At 63.9% G+C, this 23,897-nt stretch carries 22 protein-coding genes; 16 read left to right on the top strand and 6 right to left on the bottom strand.

The window, feature by feature from the left end:
• Positions 1 to 9: 9 nt before the first annotated feature.
• The 3 genes from AWB72_RS03290 to ggt all read right to left on the bottom strand — a co-directional run bounded on the left by AWB72_RS03290 (position 10) and on the right by ggt (position 4,313).
• Positions 10 to 834: a ferritin-like domain-containing protein gene (locus AWB72_RS03290; RefSeq protein ID WP_040052908.1), complete on the bottom strand. Its 825-nt coding sequence runs from the start codon at positions 832 to 834 to the stop codon at positions 10 to 12.
• 345 nt (positions 835 to 1,179) lie between these two features.
• A complete protein-coding gene (locus tag AWB72_RS03285; protein WP_040053235.1) occupies positions 1,180 to 2,547 on the bottom strand; it encodes an MFS transporter in 1,368 nt (455 codons plus the stop codon).
• Between the two features lie 128 nt (positions 2,548 to 2,675).
• Positions 2,676 to 4,313, bottom strand: coding sequence for a gamma-glutamyltransferase (gene ggt, locus AWB72_RS03280; protein ID WP_040052909.1), 1,638 nt, complete (start codon positions 4,311 to 4,313; stop codon positions 2,676 to 2,678).
• 2 nt (positions 4,314 to 4,315) lie between these two features.
• On the opposite strand from ggt, the gene AWB72_RS28810 reads away from it, so the two are divergent.
• Both AWB72_RS28810 and AWB72_RS03275 read left to right on the top strand, forming a co-directional pair.
• Entirely contained in the window at positions 4,316 to 4,465 is a 150-nt protein-coding gene (locus AWB72_RS28810; RefSeq protein ID WP_159459337.1) for a hypothetical protein, read from the top strand.
• 284 nt (positions 4,466 to 4,749) lie between these two features.
• Positions 4,750 to 4,947 carry a hypothetical protein gene (locus tag AWB72_RS03275; protein ID WP_040053236.1) on the top strand — a complete coding sequence of 66 codons (198 nt, stop codon included), beginning with the start codon at positions 4,750 to 4,752 and terminating at the stop codon, positions 4,945 to 4,947.
• A gap of 49 nt (positions 4,948 to 4,996) precedes the next feature.
• On the opposite strand, the gene AWB72_RS03270 is transcribed toward AWB72_RS03275, so the two are convergent.
• The gene (locus AWB72_RS03270) at positions 4,997 to 5,386 is read right to left on the bottom strand and encodes a hypothetical protein (RefSeq protein ID WP_040052910.1); all 390 of its coding nucleotides are present in this window, start codon (positions 5,384 to 5,386) and stop codon (positions 4,997 to 4,999) included.
• A 225-nt stretch (positions 5,387 to 5,611) separates the two neighbouring features.
• On the opposite strand from AWB72_RS03270, the gene glpK reads away from it, so the two are divergent.
• The 13 genes from glpK to gloA all read left to right on the top strand — a co-directional run bounded on the left by glpK (position 5,612) and on the right by gloA (position 20,043).
• Entirely contained in the window at positions 5,612 to 7,108 is a 1,497-nt protein-coding gene (glpK, locus tag AWB72_RS03265; protein WP_040053237.1) for a glycerol kinase GlpK, read from the top strand.
• Positions 7,109 to 7,301: 193 nt separating this feature from the next.
• A complete protein-coding gene (gene miaB, locus AWB72_RS03260; RefSeq protein WP_040052911.1) occupies positions 7,302 to 8,678 on the top strand; it encodes a tRNA (N6-isopentenyl adenosine(37)-C2)-methylthiotransferase MiaB in 1,377 nt (458 codons plus the stop codon).
• Positions 8,679 to 8,711: 33 nt separating this feature from the next.
• Positions 8,712 to 9,827, top strand: a complete 1,116-nt coding sequence (locus tag AWB72_RS03255; RefSeq protein ID WP_040052912.1) for a PhoH family protein — start codon at positions 8,712 to 8,714, stop codon at positions 9,825 to 9,827.
• Positions 9,824 to 10,288 (top strand): rRNA maturation RNase YbeY, encoded by a 465-nt coding sequence (gene ybeY, locus AWB72_RS03250; RefSeq protein WP_040052913.1) that lies wholly within the window; start codon positions 9,824 to 9,826, stop codon positions 10,286 to 10,288. Before AWB72_RS03255 ends, ybeY begins: the two co-directional genes overlap by 4 nt.
• Positions 10,289 to 10,335: 47 nt before the next feature.
• A complete protein-coding gene (locus AWB72_RS03245; RefSeq protein ID WP_040052914.1) occupies positions 10,336 to 11,034 on the top strand; it encodes a gamma-glutamylcyclotransferase in 699 nt (232 codons plus the stop codon).
• Between the two features lie 189 nt (positions 11,035 to 11,223).
• Positions 11,224 to 12,126 (top strand): CorC family transporter, encoded by a 903-nt coding sequence (locus AWB72_RS03240; protein ID WP_040052915.1) that lies wholly within the window; start codon positions 11,224 to 11,226, stop codon positions 12,124 to 12,126.
• Between the two features lie 79 nt (positions 12,127 to 12,205).
• Entirely contained in the window at positions 12,206 to 13,885 is a 1,680-nt protein-coding gene (lnt, locus tag AWB72_RS03235) for an apolipoprotein N-acyltransferase (protein ID WP_084593114.1), read from the top strand.
• A gap of 172 nt (positions 13,886 to 14,057) precedes the next feature.
• Positions 14,058 to 15,074 carry a glycine--tRNA ligase subunit alpha gene (gene glyQ, locus AWB72_RS03230; protein ID WP_084593115.1) on the top strand — a complete coding sequence of 339 codons (1,017 nt, stop codon included), beginning with the start codon at positions 14,058 to 14,060 and terminating at the stop codon, positions 15,072 to 15,074.
• A gap of 17 nt (positions 15,075 to 15,091) precedes the next feature.
• Entirely contained in the window at positions 15,092 to 17,191 is a 2,100-nt protein-coding gene (gene glyS / locus AWB72_RS03225; protein ID WP_040052917.1) for a glycine--tRNA ligase subunit beta, read from the top strand.
• 3 nt (positions 17,192 to 17,194) lie between these two features.
• Positions 17,195 to 17,746, top strand: a complete 552-nt coding sequence (gene gmhB / locus AWB72_RS03220; RefSeq protein ID WP_040052918.1) for a D-glycero-beta-D-manno-heptose 1,7-bisphosphate 7-phosphatase — start codon at positions 17,195 to 17,197, stop codon at positions 17,744 to 17,746.
• 32 nt (positions 17,747 to 17,778) lie between these two features.
• Positions 17,779 to 18,552, top strand: coding sequence for a lysophospholipid acyltransferase family protein (locus AWB72_RS03215; RefSeq protein WP_040052919.1), 774 nt, complete (start codon positions 17,779 to 17,781; stop codon positions 18,550 to 18,552).
• A gap of 93 nt (positions 18,553 to 18,645) precedes the next feature.
• The gene (locus tag AWB72_RS03210; protein ID WP_040053239.1) at positions 18,646 to 19,536 is read left to right on the top strand and encodes a M48 family metallopeptidase; all 891 of its coding nucleotides are present in this window, start codon (positions 18,646 to 18,648) and stop codon (positions 19,534 to 19,536) included.
• A 120-nt stretch (positions 19,537 to 19,656) separates the two neighbouring features.
• Entirely contained in the window at positions 19,657 to 20,043 is a 387-nt protein-coding gene (gloA, locus tag AWB72_RS03205) for a lactoylglutathione lyase (protein WP_040052920.1), read from the top strand.
• Between the two features lie 69 nt (positions 20,044 to 20,112).
• On the opposite strand, the gene AWB72_RS03200 is transcribed toward gloA, so the two are convergent.
• Complete coding sequence (locus AWB72_RS03200; RefSeq protein WP_084593126.1) at positions 20,113 to 20,748, bottom strand: FadR/GntR family transcriptional regulator; 636 nt, start codon at positions 20,746 to 20,748, stop codon at positions 20,113 to 20,115.
• Positions 20,749 to 20,939: 191 nt separating this feature from the next.
• Here AWB72_RS03200 and dgoD point away from each other — a divergent pair, with 191 nt between their 5' ends.
• Positions 20,940 to 22,088 (top strand): galactonate dehydratase, encoded by a 1,149-nt coding sequence (gene dgoD / locus AWB72_RS03195; protein ID WP_040052922.1) that lies wholly within the window; start codon positions 20,940 to 20,942, stop codon positions 22,086 to 22,088.
• Between the two features lie 10 nt (positions 22,089 to 22,098).
• Here the strand turns inward: dgoD and pabB are convergent, their stop codons facing one another.
• Positions 22,099 to 23,889: an aminodeoxychorismate synthase component I gene (pabB, locus tag AWB72_RS03190; RefSeq protein ID WP_040053240.1), complete on the bottom strand. Its 1,791-nt coding sequence runs from the start codon at positions 23,887 to 23,889 to the stop codon at positions 22,099 to 22,101.
• Between the last annotated feature and the right edge of the window lie 8 nt (positions 23,890 to 23,897).

Raw genomic sequence — 23,897 nt, 5'->3', positions numbered from 1 at the left:
TGAATCAGCTCAGCGGAAGAACAACTGCGTGATCTTGGCGAGCGGATAATGCACGCCCGGCTGGATGCGCGCCGGCAAATCGAGCGGTTTGAGCAGCATCTTGATGCACTGATCCGCCGACAGATTGCGCCGCACGAGCGCATTCACGCTCGCAAACAGTTCTCGGTTGTAGTTCGAATCCGTCACGCGCTCGGGGTAACGCACCGCGAACACATGCCGCAGCGCAATTTCCGAGTCCTCGCTCTTGAGTTCCATCACGCGGCGAATGAGCGCGCCCAGCACCGCGACGCGTCCATTGCCTTCAATCTTGTTCCACTTCTTGAAGAAGCGGAAAAAATGCTTGTAGTGCCGCACTTCGTCCGTGCGGATGTGATCGGTGATTTCCTTCAACACCGGCTCGTCGGAACATTCGTTGATTGCGCGATAGAGCGTGGCCGTTCCAGTCTCGATAACGCAGCGCGCCACCATTTCCAGCGCGCGCTTCTTTTCGAACTGTTCGTAAGAACAAGTCAGCGAATATTCAGCGAAGAAGTTCTTGAAGGCCGTGTCCCAGTCGAATTCCGGCCAGACGTGATTGATGTACGTCTTCAGCGCCCGGCCGTGCTGCATCTCCTCGGGCTCCCATTCGTTGTTGAGCCAGGCGGAGACTTCGGGGTCGTCGCGGAAATAGGTGCTGAGATTGCTCGTGTAAAGATCCGTCCCGCTCTCGATAAACGAGCAGGCGCAGAGCAACAAAAGTAGATGTTCGTTGGATGCCGCCTTCTGACGATCGATTCGACGTAGATCGATGTCTTCGATGCGCCACGGCATGACGTGAGTGCTGACGGTGTGCATATATCGCGCTCCCTGGCTGGACTGAACGCGCCACCGGCCATGGAAAGACGGCCGAGGTTCAGGCGACGTCGCGGACAATTCGTCCGGGCGTCCTGGAATCAAAAATTAGCGGCTTATGCTTTTGCATCTTAGCCGTCCTGCAATCAACTTGCAGACATGGGGACAGACTCACGCCGCGCGGCACGGTTCCGCGTGCGCGTTGCTATGCATCAAATTTCCACGACTGTTCGGACGGCGGCGAGATCGGCGAACCACCGCAGGAACCGTGCCGACGAGTTCGATCACCACAAAACGAAAAGGCGGCCGAAGCCGCCTTTGCCGAAGAACCGCTGGCTGTCTGCAGCGTCAGGCCGCACGCCCCGCGCCGCCACGCATGCGCCACGCGACGATCGCGAGCGACACGCCCGACAACACTGCCGCGAGCAGCACGTAGTAGCTCGGCGCGAGCTTGTCGCCGGTCACGTGGATGAAGGCTTCGACGATCGTCGGCGCGAATCCGCCGAAGAGCGTGACGCCGAGCGCATAGCCGATCGACAAGCCGGTGGACCGCACGCGCGTCGGGAAGATTTCGGACATCAGCGCGGGCATTGGTCCGGAGTACCCCGCCTTCAGGATACCCGCCGCCGCCTGCAGCACGACCAGCGACATCACCGTGGGCGACGCCTGCAGCCACGCGAACATCGGATAGATGGCCAGGCCCATCACGATGGACGTACCGAGCATGATGCGGATGCGTCCGAGTTTGTCCGACAGCGCGCCCATGATCGGCGAGAAGATGAACTGCAAGGTGCCGTTCAGCACGACGACAGCAAACGACGCCGTCGCGGGCAGATGCAACTGCTTCACGGCATACATCGGCATGTAGAGCTGCAGGACATACACGCCGACCGTCGACTGCGCCACGATGCCGACGGCCAGCAACAGGTTGATCCACTGATTCGAGAACGAAACGCCAGGCGCCGCCGTGCTCTTCGCGGGGCGAGTGGCGAGAAACTCGGGCGTTTCATCCAGATGCGAGCGGATGTAATAGCCGACCGGTCCGATCAGCAGCCCGAATACGAACGGAATGCGCCAGCCCCAGCTTTCCAGTTGCGGCGGCGGCAACCAGGCGGTGAGAATCGAACCGAATGCCGCCGCCATGATCGCGGCGAGACCCTGGCTCGCGAACTGCCAGCTCGCGTAATAGCCGCGTCGCGCGTCGCTGTGCTCGACCATGAAGGCGGTCGCGCTGCCGAATTCTCCGCCGACCGCGAAACCCTGAATCAACCGCGCGAGCAGGATCAGGAGCGGCGCGGCAACGCCGATGTGCTGATACGACGGCATCACCGCCATCGTGAGCGTGCCGATCATCATCATGAGAATGGCGAGCGTCAGCGCGGCCTTGCGTCCCTTTCGATCGCCGTAGATACCGAGCACGATCGCGCCGAGCGGACGCATGAGGAACGAGATGCCGAACGTGCCGATGGCGAGCATCGTCGAAAGCCACTCGTCGTGCGAAGGGAAGAAAGCCTTCGCGATGGTCGCCGCGAAGTAGCCATAGACGAGGAAATCGAACCACTCGAGCGCATTGCCGACGGACGACGAAAAAACGATGCGGCGGACCATCGCCTTCGAAAGCGGCGCGGACGGCGTGGTCGTAGTCGCCGCCGCTGGCGCGTCGCCTGAGACTGTCGGCCGATACGCCGGTTGATTGAGGGTGTCTCCGTGCTTCATGTCGTGCTCTCGGCCCGTTTCTGTGAGGCACGGGCGTGCGCCGCCGTTCAACTGCGTCGGAGCAGTCGAAGGCGAATGTTGATGAAATGAGATGGCGAACCGCGCGAGGGCGCGGTGCACCGGAACGCTTAGAAGCCGGCGGCCAGACCGTCGCGCCGACTATCGCTCGCGGCGACGTAACCGCGCTCGGGGTCGTTGCGATCCAGTTTCCAGATGTACTGGCCGGAGCCGAAATCCATGTACGGATCGTCGATGGACTTGATCGTATGACCGAGGCCTTCGAGCGCGCGTGCCGTCTCGAGGTCGAGCGTCGCCTCAATGTCGATGGTGAAGTCGCGATTCACCTTCCAGCGCGGCGCATCGCAGGCGGCCTGCGGCTGCTGGCCGTAGTCCATCATGCGCACGATGGATTGCAGATGCCCTTGCGGCTGCATGTCGCCGCCCATCACGCCAAAACTCATGACCGCGTCGCGGCGGCCATCCACTTCCTGGGTGACGAACGCGGGAATGATGGTGTGGAACGGGCGCTTGCCGCCCTCGACCACGTTCGCCGATTTCGGATCCATCGAGAAACCGCAGCCGCGGTTCTGCAGCGAAATGCCGCTGTCCGGCACGACGACGCCGGAACCGAAGCCCATGTAATTCGACTGAATGAAGCTCACCATCATGCCGCGCTCGTCCGCAACCGACATGTAGATGGTGCCGCCCGCCTTCGGCATGCCGAAGTCGAACTGCGTGGCCTTCGCCGGATCGATGAGCTTGGCGCGCTCCGCAAGGTACGCGTCGTCGAGCATTTGCTCCGGCGTCACGTCCATGGAACGCGGATCCGCGACATAGCGATAAACATCCGCGAACGCGAGCTTCATCGCTTCGATCTGCAGATGCTGCGATTCGATGCGATCGACGGTGAGCGCGCTCACATCGAACTTGTCGAGAATGCCGAGCGCGATCAGCGCCGCGATGCCCTGCCCGTTCGGCGGAATCTCGTGCACTGTGTAGCCGCGATAATCCTTGCTGATCGGCTCGACCCAGTCCGCGCGGTAATTGCGCAGATCGTCGAGCGTCATGGCCGCGCCGCCTTCGCGCGCGAAAGCTGCGATGCGCTCGGCGATCTCGCCTTCATAGAACGCGCGCGGACCCTGCTCGGCCAGCTTGCGCAAGGTCTTCGCGTGGCCCGGCATGCGCACGAGTTCACTGACTTCGGGCGCGCGCCCGCGCGGCATGAAGACATCCGCGAAGCCCGGGAAATCTTTCAGTTCCGGCACAGCCGCTGCCCACTTGTAAGCGACGATGCTGGCCACCGCGTGCCCGCGCTCCGCGATCTCGATGGCAGGCTCCATCAGATCGGCGAACGGCAGCGAGCCGAACTTCGCATGCAACGCCTCCCAGCCCGCGATGACGCCCGGCACGGTCACGGTGTCCCAGCCGCGCTTCGGCTGGCGTGCAAGACCGTTTTCTTCCCCGTACTTGCGACGGAAATAGTCGACGTTCCACGCCGTCGGCGACACACCCGATGCATTCAGCCCATGCAGCTTGCTGCCGTCCCAGACGAGCGCGAAGGCGTCGCCGCCAAGCCCGCACGACACCGGTTCGACGACGGTAATGGCCGCCGCTGCCGCGATGGCCGCATCGACGGCATTCCCGCCTTTCCAGAGCATACGCAGACCGGCTTGCGCGGCAAGCGGATGCGACGTCGAAACGATATTGCGGGCGAACACCGGCAGGCGCGGCGTGGGATAGGGGTTTTGCCAGTTGAACCGAGTCATGAATGAATTCCGAATTACTAGCCGGCTGGCCGGTCATCGAACCGCCAGGCAATGCAATTAGTTGGTCGCGCAAAAGAAGCATCTTGCAACGTCTGCACAGCCTTGAACAAATTCATTTATCGTATAAATTAATGAAACGGCAGCATGAATGACTCGCCCTCAAGGTTTATGTGCAGTGCGGCATGAACTTCAAGTCAATTCTTCGAATCGCCCGATGCGCCGAACCGCTTTCGCACGTCCAAAAAGTCAAAGCCAAAATTTTGGTCTGGACGTTTGGCACTCCTCAGACGCTTGCCTACAATCCCAATTCCCGGCACTCGCGACGCACGAACAAGCGAGTCTGCCCGGCAATTGCAGTTTCCCGTACCAGGCTTCGATGCAAGAAGATCCGGCCTCAAGGCCGGTGGCCAGGCTGTCGGTCGTCATGGAGAACACAATGCTGAGTCCGCATGAATTTGCCACGCTGCTATTGGTTCAGGAAGCGCCCAATCAGGTCGACATGGAACGCGAAGAACTCGACGCACTGCTCGAACGCCAACTCGTCCAGCTCGAGAATCTCGCGTCCGGACGACAACAATGGCGCCTCACCGCAACCGGCGACTCCACCATCAAGGCATTCAAGCGGTTCTCGTAGCAGTGAGCCGGGCGCGGTTCACATGCCGCGCCCTGGTTTCCTTCGCGCCTCACCACGCCCGCAAAGTCGGGTCGACCGCAGCACGCCAACTCAGCGCCCGCGCACGTTCATTCAGAATGAACGTCGCCCACACGCGCTGCGATTCCGGCCCCGGATTCGCCGCATACGCGCGATGCCGCTCCGCGATACCGGCCTGAAACGCGCAGAACTGCTCTCTCGACAAGCCGCCCCGCCGCTGAGCCACATAAGCATCGAGAAAGGCCGAATAAACAGACTGCGCGTCCGCGCCGTAGTCCGTCTGAGCCGTTCCACACATCTCCTGCAGGGCGATGAACGACGGTGCGCCGAAAGATCCTTCTAGACCCGGCGTCGAGACGCAGCCTGCCAGCGCCGCCGCGCTCAACACGGCCAACGCACCCTGCGCGATCCACTTTCGCATTGCATTCACCTCTGGCTTGATTCGAGCCGCCAGTATCGGACGATCGTCGCGACGCTGCCACTCGGCCGGATGGCATAGGCAAATTTCCATACCGGCAAAAACCGGGATTCGGCTTATGCCATCCGGCCAGGTTGTCCGCGCCCCGTGTGTCCGATAGATTGCGCATGCGGACTTCGCACGGCCATCGCCCCCGGTGCCGGTGTCCGTTCAACCTCGGAGATGACCATGCAGGATCAAATCGTCCTTGCGCTCGATCAGGGCACGACCAGTTCGCGCGCCATGCTGTTCGACAGGAACGGTAACGTCGTGTCCGTTGCGCAAAAGGAGTTTCAGCAGATCTATCCGCAGCCGGGCTGGGTCGAGCACGATCCGCAGGAAATATGGTCGACGCAAGCGGGCGTTGCGGCCGAAGCGGTCACGCGGGCGGGCTTGAGCGCGTCGTCCATTGCGGCGGTAGGTATCACGAATCAGCGCGAGACGACCATCGTGTGGGATCGCGAAACCGGCAGGCCGGTGTACAACGCGATCGTCTGGCAGGACCGGCGCACGGCGGGCCTATGCGACGAACTGAAGGCGCGCGGCCTTGAACCGATGGTGCGTGCCAAAACCGGTTTGCCGATCGACGCCTATTTCTCCGCGACCAAGATCCGCTGGATTCTGGACAACGTTGAAGGCGCGCGCGAGAAGGCGAAGCAGGGGCGGCTCGCTTTCGGCACGGTCGACAGCTGGCTCGTGTGGAACTTCACGCGGCGCGGCATGCATATCACCGACATCACCAACGCGTCGCGCACGATGCTCTTCGACATCCACGCGCGGCGCTGGGACGACGAGCTGCTCGACGCGTTCGACATTCCTCGCAGCATGTTGCCCGAGGTGCGGGCTTCATCGGAGATCTATGGCACGACGCACGGCAGCGTGCTCGCCGCGGAAGTGCCGATCGCGTCGATCGCCGGAGACCAGCACGCCGCGCTGTTCGGGCAAATGTGCACCGAAAGCGGCATGGTCAAGAACACCTACGGGACAGGCTGCTTCCTTGTCATGAACACGGGCGAGAAGCCGATCGAGTCACGCAACAATCTCGTGACGACGATCGCATGGCAGATCGGCGACAGCGTGAACTATGCGCTGGAGGGCAGCATCTTCATCGCCGGCGCGGTCGTGCAATGGCTGCGCGACGGGCTCGGGCTGATCCGCCACGCGAGTGAAATCGAAACGCTCGCGCGCGGCGTCCCGCATTCCGACGGCGTATATCTCGTGCCCGCCTTCGCCGGTCTCGGCGCGCCGCACTGGAACGCGCGCGCACGCGGCACGCTGTTCGGCGTCACGCGCGGGACCACGTCGAGCCATATCGCGCGGGCGGCGCTCGATTCGATCGCGTATCAATCTTTGGATGTGCTCCGGGCAATGGAAGCGGACTCGGGCATGCTCATCGCGCAATTGCGCGTGGATGGCGGCGCCTGCGCGAACGACCTGCTGATGCAGTTTCAGGCCGACGTGCTCGGCGTGGATGTGGTGCGTCCGCGCGTCGCCGAGACCACGGCGCTCGGTGCCGCTTACCTCGCGGGCCTGGCAGTCGGGTACTGGAAGGATGTCGGCGAACTGAAGGCACAGTGGCAACTGGATCGGCAATTTGCGCCGTCCATGCCGGCATCGGAAGTGAAAGCGAATCTCGCCGGGTGGCGGCGTGCGGTCAATGCGGCGAAGGCCTGGGCCGATGCGTAATCGCATGCTTCCGAACGGAGCCGTCACGGCGCGCCACGCGCCGCCCGGCCCCAACGTCATGATTTGCAAGCAGGGCTATAATGTCGGGCTAAATTACAAGCAAAAGCGGTGCAGTTTGCTGCAAAAAACCGCGCATCCTCTTCAATTCTCTTTTTACGCCCCCAGGTTAACCACTGCGACCGGCGACCCATTCATGACCAAGAAAGTATATGTAAAGACCTTCGGCTGCCAGATGAACGAGTACGACTCCGACAAGATGGTCGACGTACTCGGCGCGGCGGAAGGACTCGTCAAGACCGATACCCCCGAAGACGCGGACGTCATTCTGTTCAACACCTGTTCCGTGCGCGAAAAAGCGCAGGAGAAAGTGTTCTCGGACCTCGGCCGCGTGCGCGAACTGAAAGAAGCGAATCCGAACCTGCTGATTGGCGTCGGCGGCTGCGTCGCAAGCCAGGAAGGCGCGTCGATCGTCTCCCGCGCACCTTACGTCGACCTCGTGTTCGGGCCGCAGACCCTGCATCGGCTGCCGGACATGATCGACAAGCGGCGTTCCACCGGCCGCGCGCAAGTGGACATCACGTTCCCGGAAATTGAGAAGTTCGATCACTTGCCGCCGGCGCGCGTCGAAGGCCCGAGTGCGTTCGTTTCGATCATGGAAGGTTGCAGCAAGTACTGCAGCTATTGCGTCGTGCCTTATACGCGCGGCGAGGAAGTGTCGCGCCCGCTCGACGACGTGCTCACTGAAGTCGCCGGCCTCGCCGATCAGGGCGTGCGCGAAGTCACGCTGCTCGGCCAGAATGTCAACGCCTATCGCGGCGCGCTCACTGCCGGGTCGCACGAGATCGCGGATTTCGCGACGCTGATCGAGTACGTGGCGGACGTGCCGGGCATCGAACGCATTCGTTATACGACTTCGCACCCGAAGGAATTCACGCAGCGCCTCATCGACACCTACGCGAAGGTACCGAAGCTCGTCTCGCATCTGCATTTGCCGGTGCAGCACGGCTCGGACCGCATCCTGATGGCGATGAAGCGCGGCTACACCGTGCTGGAATACAAGTCGGTCATTCGCCGTCTGCGTGCCATTCGCCCGGATTTGTCCCTGTCAACGGACTTCATCGTCGGCTTCCCGGGCGAAACCGAGGAAGATTTCGCAAAGATGATGGCGCTCGTCGACGAGATGAGTTACGACACGAGTTTCTCGTTCATCTACAGCCCGCGTCCGGGCACGCCCGCTGCGAATCTGCACGACGACACGCCGCGCGAAGTCAAGCTCAAGCGCCTGCAGCATCTGCAGGCGACGATCGAGGAAAACGTCGTGAGAATCAGCAATTCGATGGTCGGCTCGGTGCAGCGCATTCTCGTCGAAGGGCCGTCGCGCAAGGACCCGAGCGAACTCGCCGGGCGCACCGCGAACAATCGCGTCGTGAATTTCCCGGCGCCGCTCGCGTCGCATGTGCGGCTGATCGGCCAGATGATCGATGTCGAGATCAATCACGCGTATCCGCATTCGCTGCGCGGAGCGCTGGTGCTCGCACCGGAAACGGCCGCGCCGGAGCTGGCCAATTAATCGAACGTGACCGGAAAGGACTCCCACCCCGCCTTGAAGAACGCTCCTCAGCAGCATCTCGAATTCACCGCCCCGCGCGAGGACAACGCGCGGCTCGCCAACCTCTGCGGCCCGCTCGACGAAAACCTGCGCCAGATCGAACAGGCGCTCGATGTGACCTTGTCGCGGCGCGGTCACAAGATTTCGATTCGCGGCCGTGGCGCAAAAGTGGCGCTCGCCGCGCTCGAGAACTTCTACAACCGCGCACGCGATCCCATTTCCGTCGACGACATCCAGCTCGCGCTGGTCGAAGCGCGCCACGCCACGCGTCTTGCAAAGGAAGCGCAGCAAAACGGCGAAGACGATGTCCAGGTCGATCCGCGTTTTCGCGGCGACCCGGATCATCCGTTCGACGAGCCGAGCGCCACGATGGACCTCGGCGAAGACGAGGACCACGGCCCGAAGCTGTACACGCGCCGTGCCGATCTGCGCGGCAGAACGCCTGCGCAGCGCGAATATCTGCGGCAGATCGTGGCGCATGACGTGACGTTCGGCATCGGGCCGGCGGGCACGGGCAAGACGTATCTGGCGGTCGCGTGCGCGGTCGATGCGCTCGAACGCGATCAGGTCAAGCGCATCGTGCTGACGCGTCCGGCCGTCGAAGCGGGCGAGCGGCTCGGTTTTCTGCCGGGCGATCTGGCGCAAAAAGTCGATCCGTACCTGCGTCCGCTGTACGACGCGCTCTACGATCTCCTCGGTTTCGACAAGACCGCGAAGATGTTCGAGCGCCAGATGATCGAGATCGCGCCGCTCGCGTACATGCGCGGCCGCACGCTCAATCACGCGTTCATCATCTTGGACGAGGCGCAGAACACCACGCCCGAACAGATGAAGATGTTCCTGACGCGCATCGGCTTCGGTTCGAAGGCGGTCGTGACGGGCGACACCACCCAGGTCGACCTGCCGCGCGGCCACAAGAGCGGTTTGATCGAAGCGCAGCATGTGCTGTCGGAAGTGCGCGGCATCGCGATGACGCGCTTTTCGTCGGCCGACGTGGTGCGGCATCCGCTCGTGGCGCGCATCGTCGAGGCTTACGACGCGCAGTCGCAGAAAGACGCCGCCATCGCCGAAGCGGCGCGCGCCGCGCAGCAGTCACAGAAAGCGGAATGATGCCTCGCCTCACGCTCACCCTGCAGTTTCCCGCAGCAAAAGCGTTTCCGTCGCACAAGGCCATGCTGCCGCGTGCGACGGTCGCGCGCTGGATCAAGGCGTCGCTGTTCGCGGACGCCGAATTGACCGTGCGCTTCGTCGACGAGGAAGAAGGCCGCATGCTGAATCGCACGTATCGTCAGAAGGATTACGCGACGAACGTGCTGACTTTCGCATACGCCGAATCGGAGGAGGATCCTGTCGCGGGCGATCTGATTCTTTGCTGTCCCGTGGTCGAGCGCGAAGCCACCGAACAGGGCAAGCCGCTCGCCGCGCATTACGCGCATCTGATCGTCCACGGCACGCTGCACGCGCAGGGCTACGATCACGAGATTGAAAGCGAGGCGGAAGAGATGGAATCGATCGAGACGGATATCATGAAGGCTCTGGGTTTCTCCGATCCTTACGTCCCGCTGACCTGAACTTGACCTGAGTTCTCAGCCAGCCGATCCGCTGCTTCCGACGCGCCGTGAACGACAAAACGCCCGAGCCTACATCCGATCCCGACATCACCCCGCACGATCCGGCGCCGCCGTGCCCGGACTATCCGCCCGCGCTCGAAGAAACGGCGCTTTTGACCGACGAAGAGCTCGCAGCGTCGCGAGAGGCCGCCCTCGCCCACTGGGACGGGCGGTCGGACTTGTGGCTTTTCGGCTATGGGTCGCTCATCTGGAACCCCGGATTGCCGACGCTCGAAGCCGTGCGCGGCAAGGTTCACGGCTATCATCGCGGGCTCTATCTCTGGTCGCGGGTGAATCGCGGAACGCCCGAACAGCCGGGCCTCGTGCTTGCGCTCGATCGCGGCGGCTCCTGCACCGGCATGGCGTTCCGGCTCGGCGGCGCGGACGCGACGGAGCATCTCGACGTGCTGTGGCGGCGCGAAATGTCGATGGCGTCGTATCGGCCGGCGTGGCTGCCTTGCACGCTGGCCGACGGACGGCGCGTCGAGGCGCTCGCTTTCGTCATGCGCCGCGATGCGACGTCGTACACCGGCAAGCTCGCCGATCCGGTCATCCGCACGGTGTTCGGCTGCGCGAGCGGCCGGTACGGCACCACGCTCGATTACGTCAGCCGCACGGTGGAAGCGCTGCGCGAAAGCGGCATGCCGGACCGCGCGCTGGAGGCGCTGCTGCGGCGGTGCCATAAAAATGCAGGCGAGCGCGAGTAGCCGGCCCCGGACGGCGCCGGCCCTTATCCGAATGGCTAACGCTGCGCCGTGGACACGGTTTTCGCACATTTTTCGGCTAGGATGTTCGAACCATCCGATGCGCGCGCCGCACCACGCAGGCCGCAATTTGCCTTGGTGTATGCTTAACTTTCCGTTAATTCGCGCCCGGGACGTCCCGGGCGCTCCGCTATGAACGAACCTTATCCCAGTCGACGACATTCCGACAAACCAGCCGAAAAGCGCTCGCTGCTCGAACGCCTGACCGACTTCATCTCGCACGAACCCGAGTCGCGCGACGAGCTTCTCGAAGTGCTTCAGGACGCCCACGAGCGCAACCTGCTCGACGCCGATTCGCTCTCCATGATCGAAGGCGTCTTTCAGGTGTCCGATCTCTGCGCCCGCGACATCATGATTCCGCGCGCCCAGATGGACGCCATCAATATCGCGGAAACGCCCGCCGAATTCATTCCCTTCGTGCTCGAAAAAGCGCACTCACGCTATCCGGTGTACGAAGGCAATCGCGACAACATCATCGGCGTGCTGCTCGCCAAGGACCTGCTGCGCTATTACGCCGAAGAAGAGTTCGACGTGCGCGGCATGCTGCGCCCCGCCGTGTTCATTCCCGAGTCCAAGCGCCTGAACGTGCTGCTGCACGACTTCCGCGTGAATCGCAATCACATTGCCATCGTCGTCGACGAATACGGCGGCGTCGCGGGCCTCATCACCATCGAAGACGTGCTGGAACAGATCGTCGGCGACATCGAGGACGAATACGACTTCGACGAGGAAGCCGGCAACATCATCGCATCGCCGGACGGAAGGTTTCGCGTGCGCGCGTTGACGGGCATCGAACAGTTCAACGAGCAGTTCGGCACCGATTTCTCGGACGAGGAAGTCGATACCATCGGCGGGCTGGTCACGCATCGCTTCGGACGCGTGCCGCATCGTGGCGAGAAGGTCCGCATCGACGATTTCGCCTTCGAAATTCTGCGCGGCGATGCCCGGCAGATTCACGTTCTTCTGGTTCGGCGCGTGCCGAATCTCGCGCAACAGCCTCACACCGGCGACGACGAGGGCGAACTGCGCGACTGACCGCGCGGCGTGGCGCAGGTTCGTCGCCACGCACAGCGTCAACGCACTGCCCCCTCTCGACAAGCCCTCCCCGCATTCAATGGCCGATTCATCGTTTCGCATGTTCCCGTGGCGACGCAACGCCGAGACCGCGTCGATCACGCCCCGCGCGCTTCCCTTCTGGCATTACCTCGTCGCCGCCGTGCTCGGCGCGGCGAACACGCTTTCGTTCGCGCCGATGCCGCACGGCGGATGGCTCGAACTCGTCATCTTCGCGTTGTTCTTCGCGTGGCTCTCGCGCACGAGCGGCTGGAAAAGCGCGGCGCTGACGGGCTGGGCGTTCGGCTTCGGCAACTTCGTGACGGGCGTCTGGTGGCTCTACGTCAGCATGCACTTCTATGGCGGCATGGCCGCGCCGCTCGCCGCCGCCGCGGTCGCGCTGTTCTCGCTCTATCTCGCCGTGTATCCGGCGGCATCGAGCGTGATCTGGTCGCTGGTCGCCGGACGCGCGCGCTTCGGTGATGAAGACGCGCTCACCGCCCGCGACATCGACGCGTCCCCGCGCTACGCCCCGACTTGGCACGGCGCATTCGCGTTCGCGAGCGCGTGGGCGCTCGGCGAATGGCTGCGCGGACTCGTGTTCACCGGCTTTCCGTGGCTCGCGAGCGGCTATGCGCAAGTCGATGGACCGCTCGCCGGATACGGCGCGATCGCGGGTGTGTACGGCGTCGGCTGGGTGCTGGCGCTGGTCGCGGCGCTCGTCGTGCAGGCGGTCTTCCATCTGCGGCGAACGGGGCGTGGCGCGCGTGCGCTGATGCCGGCGGCGATTGCGCTCGTGCTGATCGTCGCGGGCACGCTGCTGTCGCTCATCCGATGGACGACGCCCGCCAACGCGCCGCTCGACGTGCGCCTTCTGCAAGGCAACGTCAAACAGGAGATGAAGTTCGAGCAGGCAGGCGTGGATGAATCGCTCGCGCTGTACAAGCGGCTCATCACCGAGAAGCCGGCCGATCTCATCGTCACGCCGGAGACTGCGCTGCCGGTGCTCGCGGCGCAAGTGCCGCCGGATTTCGCGGCTGCGATGCGCGGCTTCGCGGACCATACGAACTCGTCGATCCTCTTCGGCGCGATCGGCGTGACCGTGCTTCCCGACGGGCGCGTGACCGATTTCACCAACAGTCTCTTCGGCATCACGCCGGGCGTGAACGACGTTTATCGCTACGACAAGCATCATCTCGTGCCGTTCGGTGAATTCGTGCCGCTCGGCTTTCACTGGTTCGTGAACCTGATGGGCATTCCGCTCGGCGATCTCGCGCGCGGCCCGATCGCGCAGAAGGCGTTCTTCGTGCACAACCAGCCGATCGCCGTCGATATCTGCTACGAGGACATTTTCGGCGAAGAAATTGCACGCACCATCCGCGAGCAGCAAGCGCCCGCAGGCGTGCTCGTCAATTCGACGAACCTCGCGTGGTTCGGCAATACCATCGCGCTCGATCAGCATTTGCAGATTGCGCGCATGCGTTCGATCGAAACCGGCCGGCCGATGCTGCGCGCGACGAACACCGGCATGACGGCGGTGATCGCGGCCAACGGCGATGTCGTCTCGAAGCTGCCGACTTTCACGACCGGCGTGCTCGAAGCGCGCGTGCAAGGCACGTCGGGGCGCACGCCTTATGTGACGAGCGGGAATGCCACGGTGATTGCCGTGTCGCTGCTGTTGCTGGCGTTCGGATTTGCGTTCGCGCCGGCGGGAAAACGCAAGCGCGTCGAACGCACGTAACGGAATGCGAGCGCGCATCGCGCGATGCAACGGCGCGCCCCGCACGTCCCAAAAAGTCCCGCCCATCCCGCGTTCCAGCTAAAATTCAAGGTTTTAGCACTTCAGCCGAGCCTCGGAGCCGCGCCGCCGACACACCATCGGCGCCGCCGCCCGGTCCGCATCCAAGGCAATCATGCTCACCTTTCAGCAAATCATCCTGACGCTGCAGTCCTACTGGAACGACAAGGGCTGCGCGCTTCTCCAGCCGATCGACATGGAAGTCGGCGCGGGCACCTCGCACGTCCACACGTTCCTGCGCGCAATCGGCCCCGAGCCGTGGCGCGCCGCTTACGTCCAGCCGTCGCGCCGCCCGAAAGACGGCCGCTACGGCGAGAATCCGAACCGGCTGCAGCATTACTACCAGTATCAGGTCGTGCTGAAACCCGCGCCTGAAAACATCCTCGATCTGTACCTTGGCTCGCTCGAAGCGCTCGGCTTCGATCTGAAGCAAAACGACGTACGCTTCGTCGAGGACGACTGGGAAAATCCGACGCTCGGCGCGTGGGGCCTCGGCTGGGAAGTGTGGCTGAACGGCATGGAAGTGACGCAGTTCACGTACTTCCAGCAAGTGGGCGGCATCGACTGCAAGCCGGTGCTCGGCGAAATTACCTACGGTCTCGAACGCCTCGCGATGTATCTGCAAAAGGTCGAGAACGTCTACGACCTCATCTGGACCGAGTGGGAAGAAGACGGCCCGAACGGCCGTGAACTGCGCCGCCTCACGTATGGCGACGTCTATCACCAGAACGAGGTCGAGCAGTCCACGTATAACTTCGAGCACGCGAACGTCGATCTCCTGTTCACGTTCTTCAACAGCTACGAAGCCGAAGCCAAGAAGATGATCGACGCGAAGCTCGCGCTGCCTGCCTACGAACTCGTGCTGAAGGCCGGCCACACGTTCAATCTGCTCGACGCACGCGGCGCGATTTCCGTGACGGAGCGCGCGGCGTATATCGGGCGCATCCGGGCGCTGTCGCGTCTCGTCGCGCAGGCCTATTACGATTCCCGCGAAGCCCTCGGTTTCCCGATGCTCGGCAATCCCGTGCGCGGCGCGGCCGAACTCATCACCGACCAGCAGGAAGCCGCGCGTCCCGCGTGGGCGCCGCCGCTGAAGGTCGAAAGCACTCCCGGCAACATCGATCAGGCTTGACGAGGCAAGACAGAACAATGACGCAATCCAATCACGCTTCTCTGCTCGTCGAGCTGCTCACCGAAGAACTGCCGCCGAAAGCGCTCGCGCGTCTCGGCACTGCATTCGCCGAAGGCATCGTCGAGCGCCTGGCTGCGCGCGATCTGATCGACGGCGCGGCATCGTTCGAAAAATATGCGACGCCCCGCCGCCTCGCCGTGCTCATCCGCAATGTGCGCGATGTCGCGCCGGAAAAGCAGGTGCGCGAAAAAGTGCTGCCGGTTTCCGTCGCGCTCGATAAAGAAGGCAATCCCACGCCGCCGCTCGCCAAGAAGCTCGCGGCGCTCGGCTTCCCCGACTTCCCGCTCGACGAACTCGAACGCGCGCAGGACGGCAAGGCCGAAGCGTTCTTCCTGCGCTATGCCGCGCCCGGTGCGACGCTCGCGGACGGCCTGCAAGCCGCGCTCGACGAAACGCTCGGCAAGCTGCCGATTCCGAAGGTCATGACCTATCAGCGTCCGGACGGCACCAACGTGCAGTTCGTGCGCCCGGTGCAGCGCCTCGTCGCGCTGCATGGCGGCAAGGTCGTGCCGGTGAGCGCGCTCGGCGTCGATGCGGGCGATACGACCATCGGCCATCGATTCATGTCGGAAGGCTTCGTGCCGATCGCGCACGCCGACGACTACGCGGAAACGCTGCGCACGAAGGCGCACGTCGTCGCGAATTTCGACGATCGCCGCGAGTCCATCCGCACGCAGTTGCAGGCGTTCGCGGGCGAGGATCGCGTCGTGATGCCGGAAGCGCTGCTCGATGAAGTGAACGCGCTCGTCGAATGGCCGGTCGTGTATCAGTGCCGCTTCGACGAGGAATTCCTGCAGGTGCCGCAGGAATGCCTGATCCTCACGATGCAGACGAACCAGAAGTATTTCGCGCTCACCGACCAGAACGGCAAGCTGCGCTCGCGCTTTCTGATCGTGTCGAACATCGATACGCGGACGCCCGCCGAGATCGTCGAAGGCAACGAGCGCGTGGTGCGCCCGCGCCTCGCGGATGCCAAGTTCTTCTTCACGCAGGACAAGAAGAAGCGGCTGGAGGAGCGCGTGCCGCTGCTCGCGAACGTCGTGTATCACAACAAGCTGGGTTCGACGTTGCAGCGCGTCGAGCGTCTTGAAGCGCTCGCGGGCGAGATCGCGCCGATGGTCGGCGTCGATGCCGCGCTCACGCGCCGCGCCGCGCGTCTCGCGAAGGCCGACTTGCTCACCGACATGGTCGGCGAATTCCCCGAACTGCAGGGCACGATGGGCACGTATTACGCGCGCCACGACGGCGAGCCGGAAGAAGTCGCGCTCGCGTGCTCGGAGCACTATCAGCCGCGTTTCTCGGGCGATGAAACGCCGTCCACGGGCGTCGGCTGCGCGGTGGCGCTGGCCGACAAGCTGGAAACGATCGTCGGCATCTGGGGCATCGGCCTCGCGCCGACCGGCGAGAAAGATCCGTTCGCGCTGCGCCGTCACGCGCTAGGCGTGTTGCGCATCCTGCTCGAAAAGAAGCTGCCGGTGGATCTGCGCGATCTCGTCGCCGCCGCTCAGCGTCAGTTCGCCGGCATGCCGCAAGTCGCGGATTCGACCGAAGCCGTCTACGCGTTCTTCCTCGATCGTCTGCGCGGCCTGCTGCGCGAGCGCGGTTTCGAAGCGAACGACATCGAAGCCGTGTTGAGCCTGAACCCCACGCGCCTCGACGACATCGTCGCGCGCCTCGACGCCGTGCGCGAATTCGCGTCGCTGCCCGAGGCGGCATCGCTGGCGGCGGCGAACAAGCGCATCTCGAACATCCTGAAGAAGTCGGAGCAAGGCGCGCCGTCGTCGGTGAATCCGGAATTGCTCGTCGAAGCGGCCGAGAAGAATCTGTATGCGCAGATTCAGAGCGTGACGCCGCGCGTGCAAAGCCAGCTCGCCGCGCGCAATTACACGGAAGCGCTGACCGCGCTCGCCGAGTTGCGTGAAAGCGTGGACACGTTCTTCAACGACGTGATGGTGAATGCCGAAGATCCGGCGTTGCGCAACAACCGTCTCGCGCTGCTGAACGCGCTGCATCAGCAGATGAACTGCGTGGCCGACATCTCCAAGCTGGCGGCGTAAGACATGAACAGACGACTGGTCATCCTCGATCGCGACGGCGTCATCAACGTCGATTCGGACGCGTTCATCAAGTCGCCGGAAGAATGGGTCGCCATTCCCGGCAGTCTCGAAGCCATCGCGCGGCTGAACCAGGCGGGATATCGCGTGGCGATCGCGTCGAACCAGTCGGGCATTGGGCGCGGCCTCTTCGACATGGCCGCGCTCAACGCGATGCATCAGAAGATGAATCGCGCGGCGGCGGCCGTCGGCGGGCGCATCGACGCGATCTTCTTTTGCCCGCACACGGCGGAAGATCAATGCGATTGCCGCAAGCCGAAGCCGGGCATGCTGCAGCAGATCATCGACCGTTTCGAGATCGATCCGGAAGATACGCCCGTCGTCGGCGATTCCTTGCGCGATCTTCAGTCCGGCGCGGCGCTCGGCTTTCCGGTCCATCTCGTGCTGACCGGCAAGGGCGAAAAGACGCTCGCGGAAGGCAATCTGCCCGAAGGCACGCTGGTTCACAAGGATCTGCGCGCGTTCGCGCTCGACTTTCTCGCACGGCATCACGACTGATCGCCGGCCCCGCCACGTATCGCCGAGACTTCATGCGCTTCATCCGTTCGTTGCTGTTGATGCTGTACTTCGTCGTGTACACGGTGCCGTACGCGACCGCCTGCTTCATCGCGTTCCCGTTCATGCGCGCCGACAAGCGCTACTGGATGGCCGCCGGCTGGTGCAAGTCGACGATCGTCGTGCTGCGGCATCTCGTGGGCATCCGCTACACGATCGAGGGCATGGAAAACCTGCCCGACGGCCCCGCCGTGCTGCTCTCGAAGCATCAGTCCGCATGGGAAACGCTGGCCTTTCCCGCGCTGATGCCGCGCCCGCTCTGCTATGTCTTCAAGCGCGAACTGCTCTATGTGCCGTTCTTCGGCTGGGCGCTCGGGCTGTTGAAGATGGTTCATATCGACCGCAAGCAAGGCCGTGACGCGTTCGTGTCGGTCACGCGCCAGGGCCGCGCGCGCATGGACGAAGGCGCGTGGGTCATCATGTTCCCCGAAGGCACGCGCACGCGCGTCGGCGCGCAGGGCAAGTACAAGACGGGCGGCGCGCGCTTCGCGGTCGCGACGGGCGCGCCGGTCGTGCCCATCGCGCATAACGCCGGGCACGTGTGGCCGCGCAATTCGTTCATCAAGTATCCGGGTATAGTCACGGTGTCGATCGGCAAGCCTATCGATACCGCCGGACTCTCGCCCGAAGAAGTGAATGTGCGCGTCGAAAGCTGGATCGAAACGGAGATGCGCCGGATCGATCCGCTCGCTTACGCCACGCCGAATGCGCAGCCGGAACGGGCGGGCGCTGCGGGCGCGAGCCGCTGACGCGGCCTCGCCTCCGACGCTTCACGCCGGTCGAGCCGCGTGCCTTACTCGTTCCTCTCGTCATTTCTGCGCCGTGAGCGCAAAGCCGAGCCGATGCAGAAGCCTCCCTCGCGACAGCGCCCCGCCGTCGCGCTCGATTCCCTGCAGCTCGATCTGCCCTTCGAGCATGCGCCCGCCACCGCGCCCGCTCCCGCGCCGGCTTCGCTACGCGGCGATGTCCCGCCCGTCGACGTTCCGAAGCCCGCGCCGCTTCCCGACGGCGTGCGCCAACGCCGCATGCTGCTCGGCGCGCGGGCGCTCGACTATCGGCTGAAGCGCTCGGCGCGGCGCACCATCGGCTTTTGCATCGACGCAACCGGACTCACGATCACCGCGCCCCGCTGGGTGACGATCGCGGATATCGAAAACGCCATCGGCGACAAGCAAAGCTGGATCTTCCGCAAGCTCGCCGAATGGCAGACGCGCGTCGAGCAGCGCGCGCTGCCGCGTATCGAGTGGCAGGACGGCGCACAGTTTCCGTTTCTCGGCAAAACCATCCGCGTGTCGCTGAATCCGTCCGCGAGCACGCTTTCCTTCGATGCCGAAACCGGCGTGCTCGCGCTCGCGCTGCCCGCGCTCGCGGATGCGCAGCAGATCAAGGATCGCGTGCAAGGCTGGCTGCAGAGCGAGGCCAAGCGCATCTTCGGCGAGCGGCTCGCGGTGTATGCGCTCAAGCTGGGCGCGGAGTATCGCGCGTACGCGCTTTCGTCGGCGGCGACGCGCTGGGGCAGTTGTTCGAGCGACGGCAAGATTCGCCTCAACTGGCGGCTGATTCACTTTCCGCTGTCGATCATCGATTACGTCGTCGCGCACGAACTCGCGCATCTTCGTGAGATGAATCACAGCCCGCGCTTCTGGAAGACGGTCGAATCCATCTTCCCGGAGTTTCGCGAGGCGCGGCATACGTTGAAGCACCATCCGCCGGACCTGCTGCCTGCCCTGTGAGCGCGGCCGGGCGACGAGCGCGCGATTTCATCGAACGGTACAATTTCGCACAACCCGCAATTCCGGCCGAGCGCGATCCGTCGAGAAACCGCGCCGCCGTCAACCCACAGGAAACCCATCATGCGACTCCTCCACACGATGCTGCGCGTCGGCGACCTGCAGCGTTCCATCGACTTCTACACGCGCATCCTCGGCATGAAAGTGCTGCGCCAGAGCGAGAACCCCGAGTACAAGTACACGCTGGCGTTCGTCGGTTACGGCGACGAGAGCGAGAACAGCGTGCTCGAACTCACCTACAACTGGGGCGTCGAGAAGTACGAGATGGGCACGGCGTATGGCCATATCGCGCTGGAAGTGGACAGCGCCGCCGACGCATGCGAGCGCATCCGCCAGGCGGGCGGCAAAGTCACGCGCGAAGCCGGCCCGGTGAAGGGCGGCAAGACGGTGATTGCGTTCGTCGAAGATCCGGACGGCTACAAGGTGGAGCTGATCGAAAAGCATTCCTGATCGATCGCCGATACACCGGAAAGGCGCGCAGGCGATTCAATCGCCGCGCGCTTTTTTTCGCCTGCGGCGTCAGCCTTCGATGCGCGCGCGCGTCACGCCGAGCAGAACCGACATCGCGCGGCGTGCGGCGTCGGCATCGCGCGCGACGATCGCTTCGAACACCGCCGTGTGTTCCGCCTGCGACGCGTTGAACACGTCGGCGCGCTTCGCGTTCAATTGCAACTGCCCTTCCAGCGTCTGCCCGATCAGCGCACCCAGCGGCACGAGCAACTCGTTGCTGCATGCGCCGAGCACGCACAGATGGAACTGAAGGTCGGCGCGCACCCATTCCTCGACGTTCTGCGCCCTCACCATCGAGCAATGCGCCTGCGTCAGCAAATCGAGCGTGGCCGCTTCGTGATTCTCCGCCGCGAGGGCCGCGGCATACGGCTCGATCATCTCGCGCATTTCCTGGAGCTTGAGCGCGAACTGCATCGGCGGGGCGACGCGCGAATACCAGAGGAGCATGTCGGCGTCGAGCAGATTCCATGCGTTCCTGGCCCGCACGCGCGTGCCGACTTTCGGACGCGATTCGATCAGCCCCTTCGATGTCAGCGTGCGCAGCGCCTCACGCAGCACGGTGCGGCTCACGCCGAAGTGCGTCATCAGTTCCGCTTCGCGCGGCAGCGGCGAGCCCGGTGGAAAGTCGCCGCGCAATATGGCCATGCCCAGTTCGTGCGCCACGCGGCTATGTAGATCGCGATAAATGGTGAACTCCTCGTCGTGCTAAAGGGACGGGCGCGATTATCGGATATCTGATTGGCCGGCCGAACGCTGCTCCTAGCCCAATAATACTATTAATAGGACGGAAGCCCGGCTTTTTGCTACCATGAGAGCCCCTCGGTAGGAGACACGCAATGAAAATCACGAAACTCGAAACGTTCATCGTTCCGCCACGCTGGTGCTTCCTCAAGATCGAAACGGACGAAGGCATCACGGGCTGGGGCGAGCCTGTCGTCGAAGGACGCGCGCATACGGTGGCCGCCGCCGTCGACGAGCTTGCCGACTATCTGGTCGGAAAAGATCCGCGCCATATCGAAGACCTGTGGCAAGTGATGTATCGCTCGGGCTTTTATCGCGGCGGGCCTATCGGCATGAGCGCGATCGCGGGCGTGGATCAGGCGCTGTGGGACATCCTCGGCAAGCATCATGGCGTGCCGATCCACGCGCTGCTCGGCGGCCAGGTGCGCGACAAGATCAAGGTATATTCGTGGATCGGCGGCGACCGTCCGAGCGATGTCGCGAACAACGCGCGCGCCGTCGTCGAACGCGGCTTCAAGGCCGTGAAGATGAACGGCTCCGAAGAGCTGCAGATGATCGACACGTTCGACAAGGTGCAGGGCGTGATCGACAACGTGCGCGCGGTGCGCGAGGCCGTTGGGCCGAACGTGGGCATCGGCGTGGACTTTCATGGCCGCGTGCACAAGCCGATGGCGAAGGTCCTCGCGCGTGAACTCGATCCGTACAAGCTCATGTTCATCGAAGAGCCGGTGCTCTCGGAGAACGTCGAGGCGTTGCGCGATATCGTCAATCAGACGAGCACGCCGATCGCGCTCGGCGAGCGGCTCTATTCGCGCTGGGACTTCAAGCACATTCTGGCGGGCGGGTACGTCGATATCATTCAGCCGGACGCATCCCATGCGGGCGGGCTGACCGAATGCCGCAAGATCGCGTCGATGGCCGAAGCGTATGACGTCGCGCTCGCGCTGCATTGCCCGCTCGGCCCGATCGCGCTCGCCACGTGCCTGCAGATCGATGCCGTCAGCTACAACGCGTTCATCCAGGAACAGAGCTTAGGCATCCACTACAACACGGGCAACGATCTGCTCGACTACATCAAGAATCCGGAGGTCTTCAAGTACGACGACGGCATGGTGTCGATTCCGCAGGGGCCGGGGCTCGGCATCGAAGTGAACGAGGAGAAGGTGCGCGAGATGGCGAAGATCGGGCACCGCTGGCGCAATCCGGTGTGGCGTCACGCGGACGGAAGCGTGGCGGAGTGGTGATGCGCTCGATCTAGCGCCTGAGACGGGCTTTGACCGCGCCGCGCAGCGCATTGCTGATGAGCAGGTCTTCGGCGCGGTCCAGATCGGCGGGCATCAGCGCGCGTTCCTGCGCGCCAAGCTCTTCGATCAGCACCGCGCGCATCACGCCCGGCAGCACGCCGGCGTCGATGGGCGGCGTCCACCACGCGCCGTCGAGCTTGGCGAACACGCTCGAACGGCCGCCTTCGGTGAGTTCGCCGCGCTCGTTGGTGAAGAGCATGTCGAACGCGCCTGCCGCTTCGGCAGCCTTCCACGCGCGATCGTAGTCGGCGCGGCGCGTCGTCTTGTGACGAAGCAGCACGTCGCGCGACGACTGCGCCGTAAAGCCGTGATCCGACGCGAGCATCACATCGACCGTATCCGATGACAACGGCGCCAGTGGCGCGCTCGTCATCGCGATGCGTCCGCGCTTGTCGAGCGCAATGCGCAAGCGATACGCCTTCCCCGCCTCGAAGGCCGCGCAATGCCGCGCGACTTCGGCATCGAGTTCGCGCTCGTCGAACGCGAAACCGAGATACGCCGCGCTTTGCGCGAGCCGCGCGATATGCCGCGCGTAGTGGCGCACGTGTTCGTCGCGCGTGGCGTAGGTTGTCTCGAACAGTTCGAAGCCGGGATCCGCGCCGGTCAGGAAGCGCGCTTTCAGCAGACACTCTTCGTACTCGCTTTCGGCGATGCTATCCAGCACGATGCCCGCGCCAATGCCGAGCACGCCGCGCTCGCCCGCCGCGTCGATGACCAGCGTGCGAATCGCGACCGAGAGGCAAAAGTCGCCGCTTGCATCGAGCCAGCCGATCGCGCCGGTATAGAGTCCGCGCGGCGTGCTTTCGATCTCGTCGATGAGCTGCATCGTGCGGTACTTCGGCGCGCCGGTAATCGACCCGCATGGAAACAGCGCGCGCATGATCGCGGCGAACGGCGTGCCCGGCACGACGCGCGCCTCCACCGTCGATGTCATCTGCCACACGGACGCATACGGCTCGACGGAAAAGAGCGCCGGCACGTGCACCGATCCCGTGACCGCGACGCGCGAAATGTCGTTGCGCAGCAGGTCGACGATCATCACGTTTTCCGCGCGATTCTTGGGATCGTCGTGGAGCGCGGCGGGATCGGTGTCGCGCGGCGCGGTGCCTTTCATCGGCCGGGCGCGCAACACGTCGCCATGCTTTTCGATGAAAAGCTCCGGCGAGCACGAGACCACCGCCCGCCCGTCCGGCAACGCGATCAACGCGCCATACCGCACCGGCTGACGCTCGCGCAACCGCCGATACAGCGCGAGCGGCGTGCCGAAGACATCGAACGCGAGCCGGTACGTGAAGTTGATCTGATACGACTCGCCTTCGATCAGCGCTTCGTGCACGGCGGCGATGGCCGCGTCGAACTCGTCGCGCGTGATGCTCGGCTCGATGCCCGCCACGCCCGCGACCTCGTCCGAACCGGGCGACGACGCGAGCCAGGCGGTCGCTTCGTCGCGGGACATCACCGAGCACGAGCGGAACATCAGCACGCGCAACGCATGATCGCCGCCGCGCCCGATTTCGCCGAACTGGAGATTGCGCCCGAACTCGTAATCCGCGACGACGACCGCATGCATTCCGTCGCGCAAATCGCGTTCGATCGCGGCGCACACCGCATCGAGCGCGCGCCCGTCCTCGCAGACGTGCTCGTGCGAGAAGTCCGCGTACAAACGACTCGACCGCCTTTCGGCGGTCGCGTCGCAATCGTCGAGCAGCGCGAACACCGCGCTGCGTGCTTCGATCTTCATGGCCATGC

The organism is Caballeronia concitans (assembly GCF_001544615.1).
Classification (GTDB): Bacteria; Pseudomonadota; Gammaproteobacteria; order Burkholderiales; family Burkholderiaceae; genus Caballeronia; species Caballeronia concitans.
The sequence above is the reverse complement of the archived record's forward strand: the minus strand, read 5'-3'. Positions and strand labels throughout refer to the sequence as shown.